The following is a 16,802-nucleotide window of genomic DNA, read 5'->3' on the forward strand; positions in this document are numbered from 1 at the left end:
TCAGTTCCGCAGCGGTTTTCCCGTCTTCAGCGTATACGCAATTCGTTCCTGTGTCTTGCCTTCGCCAGCCAGAGAAAGAAAAGCCTCGCGTTCCAGGTCCAGAATGGTTTGTTCGGCGAGGAGTGTGCCGGGGGCAAGCGTGCTGGCGGTAAGAACCTCGGCAATCTTGCGGGCGACTTTGGCGTCGTGGTCGCTGCACGGGCCCGTTTCGCGCCCTGCCTCATTCATGGTGCAAATTGCCCTTTCTAGCGTGGCAAAAGCTGCCTGACCGGGGGCGGGAAGGTTGGTGCGCGGCATGGGCGGCGCGTAGCCGACGGCGGCCAGAGCGATGGCCTGCAGCTTGGCGTCTTCCAGCTGCCGTTCGCGATTCATGGTGATGCGGTCAGCGGTGTTGAAGAGGCCGAGCCTTCTGCCGCCGGCTGCCGAGGTGGAGACTCTGGCCTGCGCGATGGTCATGAAGGCGCGGTGCAGGGCAGAGTGCAGGGCGATGGACGGGGCAAAGTGCTCAATCTGGTTTTCCAGCGGGTTTGGGGGCGCAACCGCCGCAGCATTGTCGAGCGCGCGCAGCAGCATCTCTTTGATGCCGCCACCGGAGGGGAGCAGGCCGACTGCGGCTTCCACCAAACCGATGCAGGTTTCGGCATGCGGCTGGCAGCGGACGGCGTGCAGACAGATTTCGGCTCCGCCGCCCAGCGTGTGCCCGAAGGGAGCCACTACCACCGGACGGGGACAGAACTTGAGGGCGGAGGTCATCTGCTGGAAGCTGCGCAGGTAGGCGTCCAGTTCCTGCCAGTCGCCCTGCCGGGCAAGCAGCAGAATTTGCAGCAGGTTTGCGCCCACGCTGAAGTGGTTGCGGTCGCCCGAGAGCACAAAGGCGCGGAAGCGGCGGACGGCTTCGCCTTCAGCGTCCAGTATGGCCAGCAGCAGTGAGAGCACATCGCCGCCGATGGCATTCTTCAGGGAGTGCAGTTCAATGCCGCCCACGCCATCGCCCAGATCGACGAGCGAAGCTCCGGCGTTTCTGCGGACTACACCAGAGGAGCTCACTAGGCCAGAGGAGCGGCGATAGTCGGCCACGCGGCGGTGGCCTGGGGTGCGGGCGATCAGCAGCAGATTGCCGAGGACGGGATCAAAGCAGGCGCGGCCTTGCGCGGCGTACCAGCCAGTTTGCCCGGAGGCCAGCAGCGCCAGAGCCTGGCGGTAGGCGAGCTGGTTTTGGGCTTTCAAAAACTGGAGGCTGGCTTCAACCCCAGCCGCATCCCACAGCTCAAAGGGCCCCAGCTCCCAGTGGAAGCCGGCCCGCATGGCGCGATCCACGTCATAGACGTTATCGGCAGCTTCGCCGATGCGGGCTGTGGCAGAACTCCACAACTCCTCCAGAAAGGGGCGCAGAAAGCGGGCCGCCTGCGGAGTGGCCTGCTGGCTGGCTTGTTCGGCTGAAAACAACGACCGCACATACTCGGCGGCGGTGAAAGCTTTTGCGGCAGGCACGGGTTTTTGCGGCGGACGGTACTCCATGCGAGCAAGGTCGAGCACATCGTACGCAGGGCCTTCCGGGGTAGTGCGCTGGCGGTAAAAACCCTGGCCCGCCTTGTCGCCCAGCCAGCCATGAGCCACCATCTGCTGTAGGAGCAGGGCAAAGTTGTGGCTTGCGGTCGAGGACGTCTGGTGGGCTGCCATCAGGGCAAGCGCGTCGATTCCAATCTGGTCAGCAAGGTGGAAGAAGCTGGTGTGTGAGCGCCCGAGCACTGCTGTGGTGAGCGAGTCCACCTCCTCCAGGCTCAGGTCCTGCTCCAGCATGAGGCGGCCCGCGGCAAAGAGCGCCTCGATCTCAATACGGTTGGCGATGAAGTTGGGCGTATCGCGAGATTCGACCACGATCTTGCCCAGGCGCAGATCGGCAAAGGCGGCAAAGCCGGCTACCAGCGCCGGATTGCTCATGGAAGTGGGAATCAACTCCAGCAGGCTCTGCGAGCGCGCCGGCAGGAGAAAGTGCGTGCCGAAGAAGCGTCGCCGTCCCTCCCCCAGACCTTCGCTCAGGGCGGCAATCGACAGCCCGCTGGAGTGAGTGGTGAGCACGGCAGAAGGTTTCAGAACAGGCAGAATCCGCTGGTAGAGCGCGGTTTTGAGCTGCAAGGGGCCGGTTACGGCCTCCAGAACCCAGTCGCAGTTGGCTAGCTGGACAAGATCGTCGTCGAGGTTGCCAGGGGTGATGAGAGCCGGTCCGTCGGCGTCGTGGAAGGGCGTTGGCTGGAACTGGGCCAGCGCCTTGAGCGCGGCGCGAGCAGATTGCGGTTGTTCTCCAGGCAGGTCGAGCAGCAGGACGGGAATGCCGGCATTGGCCAGCTGGGTGGCCAGCAGCGGTCCTGCGAGGTCGGTTCCCAACACGGCGGCGCGGCGAACCAGCAGCGGCGCGGCGGGAGCAGGCATCTGGATCAGGGTCTGCGGTTCAACGTTACGCATCCTTGCTCTTTCTGGGAAGATTCCAATACAAAACCGGCAAAACCAGAGTATTGGATGGGCTCAGTTTCTGCACACTGCAATTTTTTTCTCTTTGCAATCGACTCATATGAAAGGCGATAGGAATAGGCAAGAAACGAGCGTTTGTTTGAATTGCTCGTCAAAAATCAACCTATAAATGCAGCATTTTCATTAATATAGCCAGTAACATTACTCTCGGATGGTTACTTCACAAGTAGTAACGGCTTAGGGTTACTAAATCTCATGTTTCAGGCTGAACGGACGAAATAATGGACAGCCAATCCAAATACAAGGTTTCCGTTTATTTTCCGGTATTCCTTGGTCGTGACTACCGTAGCGATGTCGGTCTCGTATCCGGGGTCCGCTCGCCCATGATACCTGTCTCTTTCATCTTGATTCTATGGCTTTCCTCAAGAGGAAGAGCACAGCGTAAGGGGTTAGAACAATGTTCAATTCTCTTCGCAATCTCAAACTCTCTCGCAAATTTACTTTTGCTTTCGGGTTGATTTGTCTTCTCAGCTTGCTGCAGGGCATAGCTGCCATCACAGGATTGTACCGGGTCGATCGTCTGACGCACGACCTAACCCAGCGGACCCAAGCGGCGCTGGTGCAGAGCGGAGAAATGCGTCAGCAGATGCAGGCGGGACGGCGCATGGAACTGGCCATGCTGTTGTGCGCTGACCAAAACTGCGTGGATCGCTATATTGCGCGACGCAAGGCCGCGCATGACAGCTTCCAGACCCTGCAGAGCAGTTTTCAGCAGTTGGCGCTTACGCCTGCCGAGCAGAGCGAGTTTGAAACGGTTGCCAATAACTTTGCTCAGTATGAGAGCAGCAGCGAAGCGATCCTGAATGACTTTGCGGCACAGACGCACAAGGATCCATCTCAGCTGGGCGGACGTGAGCAGCAGTTGCTGGAAAGCTTCAATCTTGCCATGAACGGCATGGATGCGCTGGGTCAGCACTTTGCCGAAGAGAGTGGCAAGGATACGGAGCAACTGGACTCCGCCAATAGCATGGTGCGCTGGGTGGCGTTGGGGGTGATGGTGCTGGCGGTGGGGCTCTGCTTCCTGATCGGGCAGGTTCTGACGCAATTGATTGCGCCGCCCATTGAGCGGGTTACCTCTGCGCTGGAAGCTGTGGCGCAGAACGATTTGACCGTGATGGTGGAGGTGCATGGCGAGGATGAGACCGGCAGGCTTTCGGCGGCATTGAATGCCACGGTGGCTTCGGTGCGATCCATTTTGCACTCCGTGAGGGAAAACGCCGATGCTCTTTCGGGTGCCGCCGAAGAGTTGAACCAGCGCTCGACGCGCACCAGCGACAACACCCGCCTGCAGAGCGACAAGATCAACCAGATTGCGGCGGCGGTGCAGGAGATGACGGCCACCATCGGAGAGATCAGCAACAATGCCGGGTCAGCCTCGGACGCCAGCCGCCACTCGGCCGAAACCGCCGGGCAGGGGGGTGCCGTAATGCAGCGTGCCGCAGCCACCATGGAGCAGATTGCCACGGCTACCGGCTCGGTGAGCGAGAAGATGGATTCGCTGGCCCGTCGCTCAGAAGAGATCGGCAAGGTGGTGGGTGTGATTCAGGAGATCAGCGAACAGACCAACCTGCTGGCGCTGAATGCTGCCATTGAAGCTGCTCGTGCCGGAGAACATGGCCGCGGTTTTGCGGTGGTGGCTGGCGAAGTGAGGCGTCTGGCGGAGCGCACCAAGGGCGCAACCGAAGAGATTGCCAGCACCATTCGCGCCATTCAGCAGGAGACGCTGGATACGGCAGCCGTGATGACGGAAAGTGGAGCCACCGTGCAGAGTGGTCTGCATGAGACGGCCCAGGCGCAGTCAAGTCTGGAATCGACCATCGCGGCTTCACAGGAGCTGGGGCAGATGATCGATCTGATTGCCACCGCGGCCCAGCAGCAAAGTTCGGCGTCGAGCGAAATCTCGGAGAGCACTGGGCATATTTCTCAACTGGCGGAAGAAAATACGCAGTCTGCCGAAGAGATTACTTCGTCCAGCCAGCATCTATTGTCCTTGGCCTCGAAACTGGAGCAGATCATTCAACAGTTTCATCTGGACGACGCGGGAAAGCAGGGCCGCGCGTCAGCCAGGCAGCTTCAGCGTGGCTGATGTGGATGCAGAACACGCCGCCGGTCAACACCGATTCTGAAGATGCTGCAGCTTGGCAAGGACAGAGATTGCATGGATGTATTGCAGCATTTGTAGGGCGGCATTCGCGATGTGGAGTGCCGCATTTTTTGTGTTTGAAAAAACGACGGACGGTGCACAAATTTTTGAGCAATCTTGATTCCGATGCCGGAATCGTTCTGTTTCAATTTGGTTCGGAAGTTTTCTGAAACAGGCAATTTCGTCATCTAGCTTTCCTGTAGATTGCCGAAGCTAATAGAGACAAAAGGCAGGAATTGGGCCTGGAGTTCCGCATAGACTCAGGCCAACTTTCGGGAGGCAACGCTATGAACATGTATCCTCTGCATTGCCTGCCATTCTTGTTCTCTCTCACTCCTCCGCAAGAGGCATCTCTCCGAGGTAAAACACAATGCTGAACAGTCTGAAAGATGTGAAACTGTCACAGAAATTTTTTTATGCATTTGGGTCCGTCTGCCTGCTCTGCCTTGTGCTCGGCGTCGGTGATCTGGTGGGCATTCTCAAAGTCAATGGCGAAGTCAACGACATTGCCAGCAACACACTGCCTTCGATTGGCCAGCTTGGTCAGGTGACTTATTCGATTGCCGCCATCCGGCGCACGGAACTGCTGGCGGCCAACTGCCAGGATGCAGAATGCCTGCAGACCTTTAAGAGCCGCTACGACAAGTTTCTTGATCTGTACAAGACCAGTATTGCCAAGTATGACTCTCTGGCCAGCTATCCAGGGGAACGCGAATATCTGCAGACCATTCGCAGCAATATGGATACCTACCTGGAAAGCAGCGCGAAGATCATGGCTCTGATTAATGCGGGCCAGAAGGAAGAAGCCGAAAAGCTGATAGGCGATTCAGCGCTGCGCAAGGTTTATAACGCGGCTGCGGATGCCTCTGTTGCGGATATGGCATTGAACTTGAAATACGGGAACGAAGATGGTGCACACGCCATTCAGTCCGGCCATATTCTGGTGATAATCTCCACCATCCTGATGATCGTGGTTCTCGCGGTTTGCCTGTGGATTGGCTATACACTTACCAAGATGATTGTGCCTCCACTGGAGAATGTGACCGAAGCGCTTGAGAAGATTGCGCACAAGGATCTGACGATTTCTGTGGAAGCCGAGGGTAGTGACGAATTGGGCCGGTTGGCGAATGCCCTGAACGAGACAGCCGCGGCTATCCGCAAGGTAATGATGACCGTGGCGCAGGGCTCGGAGACGCTTTCTTCAGCGGCTGAAGAGCTGAGTGTGCGCTCCACCGAGACCAGCGGCAACACCCAGACGCAGACCAGCAAGATCAACCAGATTGCGGCGGCGGTGCAGGAGATGACGGCCACCATCGGCGAGATCAGTCACAACGCAATGACCGCCTCCACTGCCAGCCGCCGGTCGGCGGAAACTGCCAATGAGGGCGGCGTAGTGATGCAGCGCGCCTCATCCACCATGGAGCAGATTGCCACGGCTACCAGTTCGGTAAGCGAAAAGATGGATTCGCTGGCCCGCCGTTCGGAGGAGATCGGCAAGGTGGTGAGCGTGATTCAGGAGATCAGTGAGCAGACCAACCTGCTGGCGCTGAATGCCGCCATTGAAGCTGCCCGTGCCGGTGAGCATGGTCGCGGTTTTGCGGTGGTGGCTGGCGAAGTGCGGCGTTTGGCCGAGCGCACCAAGGGTGCAACCGAGGAGATTGCCGGTACTATCCGCGCCATCCAGCAGGAGACGCGCGACACTGCGGAAGTCATGAGCCAGAGCAACTCAACGGTACAGACCGGCCTGACCGAAACCTCACAGGCGCAGTCGAGTTTGGAGGCCATCATCTCTGCCTCACGTGAAGTCGAGCACATGATCGACCTGATTGCCACGGCTGCCAGCGAACAAACGGCGGCCTCCAATGAGATCAGCGAATCGGCCGGACACATTTCGCAACTGGCAGGCGAAAACACGAATGCCAGCGAAGAGATTGCCATGGCCTGCCAGAATCTGTCCTCTTTGGCCAACGATCTGGATGGAATCATTCGCGAATTCCACTTGGACGAAAAGATGCAGAAGGGTGCATTGCTGTCGTCTGCTGCTAGAAAGCACAGTTCCGCCTTTGCCCAAGGGCATAGAGCTTAAAACAGGAGACAGAAAGCAGGGAGCAGGGCCAGCCAACAAGGTGGCATGTTCCCTGCTTTTTTGTGGCTGAGGATGGTGGCATGGTTCTGAGAGAATAGTTCTGTTGGGGAAACTCATGCAGACCTACTCTCACGATGCCTTGCTGATCATTGATGTGCAGAATGATTTTTGCCCGGGCGGTGCGCTGGCCGTACCGGACGGCGATCTGGTGATTGCTCCCATTCTGCGCGTAGCGCCACGCTTTGAGCATGTGGTGCTCACACAGGATTGGCATCCGGCAGGCCATGCCTCTTTTGCCACATCGCATCCAGGCCGCCAGCCCTTCGAGCAGATCCAGCTTGCCTATGGCTCGCAAACACTGTGGCCCGAGCACTGCGTACAGGGCACAACGGGCGCCGGGTTTCATGCCGCGCTCCAGTTGCCACGCATTGACCGCATTCAGCAGAAGGGCACGCATGCGCAGATCGACTCCTACTCGGCATTTTTTGAGAATGATCGCACCACTGCCACGGGGCTGGGTGCGTATTTGCAGGATTTGGGCGTATGCCGCATCTTTCTGGCCGGGCTTGCCTATGACTACTGCGTAGGCTATTCGGCGCTGGATGCCTGCCGCCTTGGCTTTGAGGTCCTCGTGCTGCGCGATGGCTGCCGGGCCATTGATCTGAACGGTTCTGTGGCTGCCATGGAGGCGGAGTTTGCCCGGGCAGGCGTACAGCTTCTTACCACGGGAAACCTCTAGGGTCTGTTGACGTTCCGCAGGCGCCACCGCCTGAGGAACGTCAACAGGCCCTAGCCGTCACGTCTTCAGCGGATCGCCTCTTCCGAATCCCTTCCCGGTACAATAGAGGCAACGGGATGCTTCCCGCACGGAATCGAGCTGCCCACGATGTATGAAGTCACTGTGGAGGCCGGATTCAGCTCCGGCCACTACCTGCGCAACTACCGCGGCAAGTGTGAGAACCCGCACGGCCACAACTACAAGGTCCGTGTCACTTTGGCCGGCGCAACTCTCGATGCTACTGGAATGCTGCTGGACTTCAAGCTGCTCAAGCAGGTGATGCGTCCAGTCATCGACCGCATCGACCACCAGATGCTCAATGATCTGGAGCCGTTCACGCAGATCAATCCCTCGGCCGAGAACCTGGCCTGCTACTTCTACGGCGAGACGAATGTTCAACTGGCGGAAATGACCCAGGGGCGTGTTCGCGTCAAGGATTGCACGATCTGGGAGACCGATACCACCACGGCCACTTACTTCGAGTAGTCGTGGGTCGGTTGCCGGTCATCCTGAAGAACGCTTCTCCATACCAATTCAATTTGCACTGTTCCAGGTGCTCCGGGTCCCGTGATTGGGACCTGGGAGCCCTGTCCTTTTTTGTGGAGGATGGGCGTCTTTGGTGGTGCTTAGAGATGAGTAATGTTTATACGCTGCCATAAATAGATTTGTGTATAATGGCGACTCAATGAGCGAAATAGCGACCAATGCGGCGTCGGCGCTATATCCACTTCCTGCGTTTTACTTCAAGGTTATCTTTACTGCGATTTTGGGAGTTACGGACACCTCTTTTCAAGAGGTTCACGGCATTGGCAGTGAGATGGAAACCGAAGAAGTTGTGGAAGGTGGAGAAAACCGCTTTGTGCACCGTTTGCCCACGGTCATGAAGCATCCGCAACTCGAATTAAAGCGCGGTATTGCGCCCATCGGTTCTCCACTGGCATTGTGGTGCAAGTACACGCTCGAGTCTGGCTACAGTCTTGGTGTCGTACCTTCTCTGGTTATGGTTTATCTTCTCAATGCCGACGGGCAGGCGGTGCGCTGCTGGTCCTTTTCCGATGCCTACCCGGTCAAGTGGGAGGTGGATGAGTTCAATTCCACCAAAAATGACGTGGCAATCGAAACCATCACGCTGAATTACACATGTTCGAATCGGATTTTCTAACATGGCCATCGAGATCAGGCAGTTAACTATAAAATCATCCGTTGCCGTTGAGAAAGAGAAGGGAGCAAGCCTCTCTTCCAAGCAGGAACGGGAGCGGCTGAAAAAAGAAATCCTCTCTGAATGCCGACAGATGATGCTCGATATGATGCGTCAGGAACGGGAGCGATGAATGATGGCCGATGCGCTATTTTTCGATGCTGGTGGCAGTAAAAAGCTCTCCATTACTTCTTGTTCGGTGGACGCTCAAGGTGTCATTCATGCAAGCGGGTCCACATTTGAAGTGATGATGAACCCGTCTCAATATACGCATCAGCGCAACATCAACTATTCCGAAGAGGCGAGCTATGGGTCCACCGGTGCGCACTCCATCTTTAATAAATTCGAGCCGGAAACGGTCTCCTTTAACGAACTCGTCATCGATGGGACCGGCGCGGTTCCTCCTGCTACGGCCAGTGGAGTCACGCCGAGCGTGATGGATCAGATTGAATCTTTGACCAGCATTATCTATGCTTACTCGGGAACCAATACGGAACCACCGTGGTTGAAACTGCTGTGGGGGACGCTGATTTTTTATGGCCGCCTGAAGAGTATGAAGATTAACTACACCCTCTTCAAGCCAAGTGGTGAACCGTTGCGGGCCAAGGTCGATTTGGACTTTATTGGCGCCATGAGCCCGCAGGAAGAAGCTCTTCGTGGGACGTCTACTTCATCGAACTTGAGCCAATATGTGATGGTAATTGCTGGGGATACACTTCCCATGCTCTGTTACCGCGTTTACAGCGACAGCTCTTATTATCTGGCTGTGGCTTTGGCCAACAACCTGACCAGTTTTCGTTCTCTGACCCCAGGCACTGTGCTTTATTTTCCGCCACTCATGTAAACCTATGTCCTCATCTCCTACTGTCGATTCCGGATCTCTGCTTCAGTTTTGCATCACCAGTAATGGTGCTGCGCTGAGCGATACAATTCACGTCATCTCTATTGCCGTGAATTATGCAATCAACAAAATCCCCCTGGCTGAAATCGCCATTCTGGATGGGGATATGGCTAACCAGACGTTTCCGGCCAGCGATGGAGATGCCTTCAAGCCGGGCGCGGAAATTACCATCGAGGCAGGTTATGGGGGAAAACTCGAAACGATTTTTATCGGGATCGTTATACGTCACGGCCTGCGCATCACCGGCGATAATGATTCCCGTTTGGTTGTGGAGTGTCGCGATCTGTCCGTGAAAATGACGATAGGTCGCAAGAATGTCAATTATGTGGACATGCTGGATAGCGACATCTTCAGCAAACTTATCGGTAATTATTCGGGACTTACCGCGGATGTAACATCCACTGAAATCACGCACAAGGAATTGGTACAGTACTATTGCACCGACTGGGACTTTCTTGTTTCTCGCGCCGAAGTCAATGGCATGATTGTTCTGCCCGGCCAGAAGAAGATTACGGTGCAGGTTCCACAAACCAGCGGTACCGCGCGACTAAACGTGGATTACGGTAAAGACTTATTCAGCTTTCAGGCTGAGATTGATAGCCGAACGCAACTGACTTCCGTCAAGGCTGTTTCCTGGGATCCCTCCAGCCAAGCCATCGTGGAACAGACTGCAGCACCGCAAACCTTGAATGCACAGGGCGATCTAACTCCCGCCGATTTATCGAAGGTTGCCAGTCCGGATACCTTTCGTCTGCAGACGCCTGCCGGTATGGTGCAGAGCGAAGTGAAAGCATGGGCAGACGGTCAACAGTTGAAGGCAGGTCTGGCTCGCATACGCGGCCGAATGAAGTTTCAAGGCAGTGCCACAGCTACAATCGGCACTTTGATTAAAGTGAATGGCGTAGGAAATCGCTTCAGTGGAGACGTTTTTGCTTGCTCGGTGCAGCATACCATTGCAGACGGCAACTGGGGCACGGAAGTTGAGTTTGGCTTGCCCCCGCAATGGTTCGCGGAGCAGCGCGACCTGCTTGCCCCACCCGCCTCGGGGTTGTTGCCTGGAATCCATGGTCTGCACCTGGGGGTGGTGAAAAAGCTGGATGCGGACCCGGCGGGTGAGATGCGCATTCAAGTTTCGATTCCAATTCTGGAGGCGGATACAGATGGCGTCTGGGCCAGGCTTTCGAACTTTTATGCCTCGAATACGGCGGGGGATTTTTTCCTTCCAGAGATCGGCGACGAGGTCGTTCTTGGCTATCTGAACGACGACCCATCCAGTCCTGTTATTCTGGGCAGTTTATATAGCAGCAGCCGGACGCCTCCCTATGATTTGACAGCAGAAAATAACACCAAGGCGATTGTCACGCGGAGTAAACTGCGTCTTATCTTTGATGAGGACAAAAAAGTAGTAACCGTCATTACGCCTGCCAATAATCAGATTGTTGTGAGTGACGATGGGAAGTCGATTCTGCTTCAGGATCAGAATAATAACAAGGTCGAGCTGAGTCCAAGCGGCATCCTGCTGGATAGCCCCAAGGACATTGTGCTGAATGCAACGGGCAAGATTACCTTGTCCGCAACCAGTGAGATATCAATCACTGCACAGTCGGACGTGAAAGTTACTGGTCTGAATGTAACAAACACCGCGCAGGTTGGATTTACTGCCAAGGGAAGCGCCACGGCGGAATTATCCGCGTCTGGACAAACAACTGTAAAAGGCGCGCTGGTCATGATAAACTGACCGCGTTTTCGGATAGTCACATGGGAGTTAAGCCTATTCCTCCCGCAGCCAGAATTACCGACATGCATGTTTGCCCGATGGTGACACCGGGATTACCTCCCGTGCCTCATGTAGGCGGTCCGGTGGTTGGGCCTGGAGTGCCTACGGTGCTGATCGGCAGCCTGCCTGCTTCGGTGGTCGGAGACAGTTGCGTTTGTGTTGGCCCTCCCGATGCAACTGCCATGGGCTCGGCAACCGTGATGATTGGCGGAAAACCAGCCGTGCGCATCGGAGATACAACCGCTCACGGGGGAAGCATCGTTCTTGGATGCTTTACGGTGCTAATCGGAGGTTGAGAAGCTCAATGAGAGATCGCTCGTTTCTGGGTACCGGCTGGGGATTTCCTCTGGAGTTTGGCACGTACGGAAAGAGGGTCCGCATGGCTTCCGCTGACGAAGACATTCGCGAGAGTCTGCGTATTCTTCTGTCCACTGCGCCCGGAGAACGCGTCATGAATCCATCCTTTGGCTGTGGCCTTCGTACCCGGGTTTTCAGCTCGATCTCTGAGGGAATGCTGACCGAAGTGAAGGATCTGGTAGAGCGGGCAATTCTGTTTTTCGAGCCGCGGATAACACTGAACGGCATCCAGGTTGTAGTTAGAGATAGAGCAGAAGGTATTGTCGACATCGACATTCGTTATACCGTGCGCAGTACGAATTCGCGCAGTAACATGGTTTATCCGTTCTACTTTCGTGAAGCTTCGAATGCGGATCTAGCACTGCCGCTTCCTTCGGACATGCCATGAGACAGCGTGAGTTTTCGGAAATCACGGATGGAACGGCGCAAGACGGTCGCCAGGCTCCGGCTCTCGGCGATCACTACTTCGACGTGGATGAGCGCTCGTTTGAAGATCTTGTGGTGCAGGCCGCTGAATTTTCCAAGTCCATACGCTACTTCAACGCCCAGAATATTGCCGAGGAAAGTTGGAGGGATCTGTTTGCCCACGATGAAGCCGTCGTCATGGCAGAGATTCTCACCACGGACTCGGCGCGTATGGAAGCCGAGTTTCTTCCTTATTTGCAGAGTCCGCCCGCCGCCGCCAATTATCTGCTTCGCTTCAGTCTGCGCATTGATCACTGGTACCAGCGCCTGCTCCAAGGCGAAGACGAGTCTGCCCATGTGCTCAGCCGCCAGATCCGAGTCGTCATTGAACAAAAGCTCAAATCTGCAATTCAACAGGTTGCCGTCTATTTGCCGGTAACCGAGCGGATGATAGCGTCCTCCCCAGCGAAGAGCAATCCCTTCTCTGTTTTTGATCCAATGTGGGGGCTTATGCTGACGGGCCGCCATCCAGCTTCTAATTCCGCAGACGCTGAAGCTGTTTTGCGCGTTGGGCTATATTCTCTGGTCAGCGCTATCTCGTATCTGAAGCCGATCACCGCCAGCCAACTTGCACTCAATCTTAAAGGGGGCAATCATAATCCGGCGCTGGCACTTTTCCTCGCCTTTGCCCGCCTGCTAGGAAAAACTCAAGAGAAGATCAATACGTTCACTGCGCGGCATCGCGATTTTTATTACAGTGATGTTCTGCATATGACCGCCAAGGCGCAGGTTCCTGACAGCGCGTTTCTTGTCTTGAAACTGGATGCCTCACGATCTTCGCTACTGGTGCCGGAAGGAACTACATTCAGCGCGGGAAAGGCGGGAGGCGCAGTCGATCTGATCTACCAGTCCGATGCTGCCCTGCAGGTAACGGATGCATTGGTGCAAAGCGTACGCACCCTGCATTGCCCGCGCGATCCGCAGATTTCTCCCGAGGTCGAACTGGATTATGTAAATGGCTTGCGCACCGCCGAAATTCTTTCTGCAGCACCCGCTGAAAGCGACGTGCCCACGCAATCGTGGCCTGTCTTCGGAGCCGATCGTCCTGGCACTAACATGAGCCTTGGCAGCGAAGCATCCATCGGTTTTGCGGTTGCCAGTTCGGCACTCCTGTTGAGAGAGGGTGACCGTAAGATCGAGTTGACTGTTTCGTTCCGTCTGCCTGTCGGCGAAGCGAACATCAAATCACCTACCTTCGGGCAAAGATTTCGCCACCTCATCCTCGGATATACGCACGCTACCCGGGACGAGAAAAAGGCATTTGCCCAGCAGGCCGCGAAGCTCGGCTTTACCAGCAAAGACCTTCTTGGACAGGGTTTAGATCCCAAGTACATCTTCAACTCCGTAGTAGGGACCTGCTTTAACATTGCTGTTACTACTGCCTCCGGTTGGTATGCGATCAAGAGTTATGGCGTATCTATTCCGTCCACTTCCTTGCCAGATCATTTGTACCAGCTTGTCTTTCAAATCACACTGGGTGCCGATGCTCCGGCGCTCTGCCCCTGCAGTCCGCAGATTCATGGCAATAGCTTCGCTACCAATTTGCCGGTCTTGCGTTTTTGCTTGAATCCACAGGCCACCATCTATGGCTATTCGCTTTTTCAGGACCTGAACGTAGAAGAGATTGACATTGAGTCCAAGGTTTCCGATGCCTCGCGCATGGTTGCCTGGAATCAATTCGGGCAGCTCGACCCATCCAAGCCATTCATGCCCTTCGGCCCACTGCCGAATACCAATTCCTATATGATCTTCGGCAATTACGATTGCGCTCGCATGAGCCTGACCTATCTCAGTGTCAATATCGAATGGGGCGATCTTCCATATGCGCCGGAGGGGTTCGGTGAATATTACCGGACTTATGGCAAGGGCTATGAGAACGACGCTTTTGTGGGACGCCTCTCAGTGCTGCGCGATGGACGCTGGTCTCCTTCGCAAGAGGAGAACGAGGCTGTTGTCCGCCTTTTTTACGGTTCCAACGGACAAAGCGTATCAGCCACACGGCATCTGAAGATGAACATCCTGCACTGGTTTAAGCATATTGATCTGACGCTGACGGAAGAACAGTATCGCTACGATCAGAAAGCACGTGGTGGATTTTTTCGCATCGATCTGGCTGGCCCGGAGTGCGCCTTCGGCCACCGCGATTATCCTCTTCTGTTGACCACCACACTTACCGAAAATGCGCGTGCTTCGCGCTTTAAACGCGCTGCCCGCTCTCTTCCTCCTCCTCCCTATACACCCCTCATCAACCGGATCTCTTTCAGCTACACGGCAATCGCCAACATCAGTTTAAGCACTGGAAACGAAACGAGCCTATTTGCCGAGAAGGCTTTTCTGATCCATCCTTTCGGCGTCGAAGCGGTAGCCAGAAACAAAGCATGGTCGTTTCTTCCCAGGATCGACTTCGACGGCAATCTCCTCATCGGTTTTTCCGCCTCCGATCGATGCGGAGTACTGACTTTGCTGTTCTACCTGCGCGAGGATTCAGCCAGCACCCTTGCTACCGCACAGGAACCGGTCTACTGGTTTTATCTCACCTCTGATAAGTGGCAGCTACTCGATGCCACTCGCATCCTCTCTGACACTACCGACGGATTCCTGACCTCCGGGATCGTGACTCTGGATTTGCCTGCTGATATCGATCGCAACAATACCGTAATGCCTTCGAATCTGTACTGGCTTCGGGCTTCGGCTCACCGCAAATTTACCTCTTTCTGCAGTTTGTATACGGTGCGCGCGCAAGCTCTTACCGTCACTCGCAAGCTCACCGATCAAGCTCCGGTAGTTCTGCCCACGGCGCTGCCGCCAGGTTCGATCAAGGGCCCGGTCAATTCCATTCCAGGTCTTCGTTCTGTAGTGCAACTGCGTCCTTCCAGCGGCGGGCAGGAACGCGAAACTGCTCTCCAGCAAAGGACACGCTCTGCCGAACGCCTGCGCCACAAAGTGCGCGCGGTCACACCATGGGACTACGAGAGGCTGGTTCTGGATGCCTTTCCCGAAGTCTTCAAAGTGAAGTGCTTTCCCGCCATGACTTCGAAAACAGGAATGCTGCCGCAACCCGGTTCGGTGCTCGTAGTGGTCGTGCCTCGTCAACCTCAGGGATGCCTTTCGCCTATCTTCGATCCACTGCTCGACGTCATCACGCTCAAACGAATACGCGATTATCTACGCCTCTGTTCCTCGCCCCAGGTCAGCATTGAAGTGCGCAATCCCGCATATGAGCGCGTCCTGATCCGGGGCATCGTGCGCCTCAAGCCTGAAGCGATGCGTCAGCGTGGCGTCTGGTTGGACAACCTGAATCAGACGCTCATGGAGTACATTTCTCCTTGGAGCAAGGCAGGACCTACACCTCGTTTCGGATGGAGTTTTCAAAAGGACGAGGTGGAAGCATTTATTCGCAAATTGCACTATGTCAGCAGCGTAACTCAATTCTCCATGCTGCACTTGACACAGGATGAGAAAGGCCTGTACCGTCTCGATGACACGGCCCGACCTGATCTTGGTAGCGTGCAATCCGGAGTGGACAGCATGGGGTGCCGCAAGGATTTACAGAGAGTTTCACCGCTCTATCCATGGAGTATTGCGATACCGAACGCAACGAACATCATTGAAGCAACCGGTGCTGTAAATGACACGGAACTCCCTCCAGTAGTTACTGGAATCGGCAAACTCGTTATCGGTAACACTTTTGTGGTAATCAGAAGGGACGATGGCCAGACGTAACCGGAAAACCCTCAAAAACTATTTTGCTCTTGGTGCACTGCCTACGCAGTCTCATTTCGAGGATCTGGTGGACTCCACGCTCAATATCATGGAGGACGGCTTTTCCAGATCTGCAGCCAACGGCATCGAGATCTCCCTCGTAGGCGAGCAATCCCGCCTGCTGAGCTTTTTTCGCGATGCGCAGCAGGAGGACCAGCCCGATTGGTCGATCACATGTGAACTTCAATCCGGCAATTTGAACTTTGTCCAAATTGCTGGGCAGACGGAAGAGGAAGCTTCCAGCTCGGCACAGGATGCGCTTGACCCAGATCAGAATGCTGAGAATCCACTGCTTACTCTGACCGAAGGAGGCAGGGTAGGCATCAAGTCGACCAGTCCGGCCTTCGACCTTGATGTGAATGGCACGATACGCTCGACAGGCCGCTTCGGACGCTCCGGCGTGGTTCCCGCCGATGGAGAGTGGTACGCCGTTACGCCGAAACTCGATGGTTGCCACGCACTCGAAATCATCGCCGGTGTCGGACTCTCCGGCAAGAAGAAAGGACGCTATGCCTTTCTGCACGCCATAGCCATGAATACGTACAATCCCACGGGATGGTTCTTCAATTTTCTCAATCAGAAAAAGAAGATCCGCTGTACACATGCCTGGTATCTGTCGCGTGCAGATCGCATGAAACTTCGCTGGGTCAAAGCCGACGCCGAGCTTTCCCACGCTTATCAGCTTGAACTGAAAACCCTGACCAGTTACGGCGATGAAATCAACGTTCAATTTTCGGTTACCGAACTCTGGCCAGATTGGTCCATGGAACACTCGCAAACAGATTCGGGAGGTAACAAGACATAGC

General features: G+C 55.6%; 14 protein-coding genes. 13 read left to right on the plus strand and 1 reads right to left on the minus strand.

Features of this window, described 5'->3' with window-relative positions:
• Positions 1 to 2,463 carry a 3-hydroxyacyl-CoA dehydrogenase NAD-binding domain-containing protein gene (locus ACOBR2_RS00785; protein WP_420238177.1) on the minus strand — a complete coding sequence of 821 codons (2,463 nt, stop codon included), beginning with the start codon at positions 2,461 to 2,463 and terminating at the stop codon, positions 1 to 3.
• 463 nt (positions 2,464 to 2,926) lie between these two features.
• On the opposite strand from ACOBR2_RS00785, the gene ACOBR2_RS00790 reads away from it, so the two are divergent.
• The 13 genes from ACOBR2_RS00790 to ACOBR2_RS00850 all read left to right on the plus strand — a co-directional run bounded on the left by ACOBR2_RS00790 (position 2,927) and on the right by ACOBR2_RS00850 (position 16,801).
• The gene (locus ACOBR2_RS00790) at positions 2,927 to 4,615 is read left to right on the plus strand and encodes a methyl-accepting chemotaxis protein (RefSeq protein WP_420238178.1); all 1,689 of its coding nucleotides are present in this window, start codon (positions 2,927 to 2,929) and stop codon (positions 4,613 to 4,615) included.
• Between the two features lie 5 nt (positions 4,616 to 4,620).
• Complete coding sequence (locus tag ACOBR2_RS00795; protein WP_420238179.1) at positions 4,621 to 4,842, plus strand: hypothetical protein; 222 nt, start codon at positions 4,621 to 4,623, stop codon at positions 4,840 to 4,842.
• Positions 4,843 to 5,042: 200 nt separating this feature from the next.
• Complete coding sequence (locus ACOBR2_RS00800; protein WP_420238180.1) at positions 5,043 to 6,758, plus strand: HAMP domain-containing methyl-accepting chemotaxis protein; 1,716 nt, start codon at positions 5,043 to 5,045, stop codon at positions 6,756 to 6,758.
• A 115-nt stretch (positions 6,759 to 6,873) separates the two neighbouring features.
• A complete protein-coding gene (gene pncA / locus ACOBR2_RS00805; protein ID WP_420238181.1) occupies positions 6,874 to 7,497 on the plus strand; it encodes a bifunctional nicotinamidase/pyrazinamidase in 624 nt (207 codons plus the stop codon).
• A 147-nt stretch (positions 7,498 to 7,644) separates the two neighbouring features.
• On the plus strand, positions 7,645 to 8,022 hold the full coding sequence (gene queD, locus ACOBR2_RS00810) for a 6-carboxytetrahydropterin synthase QueD (protein WP_420238182.1): 378 nt from the start codon (positions 7,645 to 7,647) through the stop codon (positions 8,020 to 8,022).
• A 199-nt stretch (positions 8,023 to 8,221) separates the two neighbouring features.
• The gene (locus ACOBR2_RS00815; protein ID WP_420238183.1) at positions 8,222 to 8,698 is read left to right on the plus strand and encodes a phage tail protein; all 477 of its coding nucleotides are present in this window, start codon (positions 8,222 to 8,224) and stop codon (positions 8,696 to 8,698) included.
• A gap of 1 nt (position 8,699) precedes the next feature.
• A complete protein-coding gene (locus ACOBR2_RS00820; protein ID WP_420238184.1) occupies positions 8,700 to 8,867 on the plus strand; it encodes a DUF5908 family protein in 168 nt (55 codons plus the stop codon).
• On the plus strand, positions 8,868 to 9,578 hold the full coding sequence (locus tag ACOBR2_RS00825; protein WP_420238185.1) for a hypothetical protein: 711 nt from the start codon (positions 8,868 to 8,870) through the stop codon (positions 9,576 to 9,578).
• Positions 9,579 to 9,582: 4 nt separating this feature from the next.
• Complete coding sequence (gene vgrG / locus ACOBR2_RS00830) at positions 9,583 to 11,373, plus strand: type VI secretion system tip protein VgrG (RefSeq protein WP_420238186.1); 1,791 nt, start codon at positions 9,583 to 9,585, stop codon at positions 11,371 to 11,373.
• Between the two features lie 20 nt (positions 11,374 to 11,393).
• Positions 11,394 to 11,708, plus strand: a complete 315-nt coding sequence (locus tag ACOBR2_RS00835; RefSeq protein ID WP_420238187.1) for a PAAR domain-containing protein — start codon at positions 11,394 to 11,396, stop codon at positions 11,706 to 11,708.
• Positions 11,709 to 11,716: 8 nt separating this feature from the next.
• Positions 11,717 to 12,157 carry a GPW/gp25 family protein gene (locus ACOBR2_RS00840; protein WP_420238188.1) on the plus strand — a complete coding sequence of 147 codons (441 nt, stop codon included), beginning with the start codon at positions 11,717 to 11,719 and terminating at the stop codon, positions 12,155 to 12,157.
• A gap of 83 nt (positions 12,158 to 12,240) precedes the next feature.
• Positions 12,241 to 15,957, plus strand: a complete 3,717-nt coding sequence (locus ACOBR2_RS00845; protein ID WP_420238189.1) for a hypothetical protein — start codon at positions 12,241 to 12,243, stop codon at positions 15,955 to 15,957.
• Entirely contained in the window at positions 15,944 to 16,801 is an 858-nt protein-coding gene (locus tag ACOBR2_RS00850; RefSeq protein WP_420238190.1) for a hypothetical protein, read from the plus strand. The genes ACOBR2_RS00845 and ACOBR2_RS00850 overlap by 14 nt, the downstream gene beginning before the upstream one ends.
• Position 16,802: the final 1 nt, after the last annotated feature.

It is taken from the genome of Telmatobacter bradus (assembly GCF_048629425.1).
In the GTDB taxonomy this organism is placed as follows: domain Bacteria; phylum Acidobacteriota; class Terriglobia; order Terriglobales; family Acidobacteriaceae; genus Telmatobacter; species Telmatobacter bradus.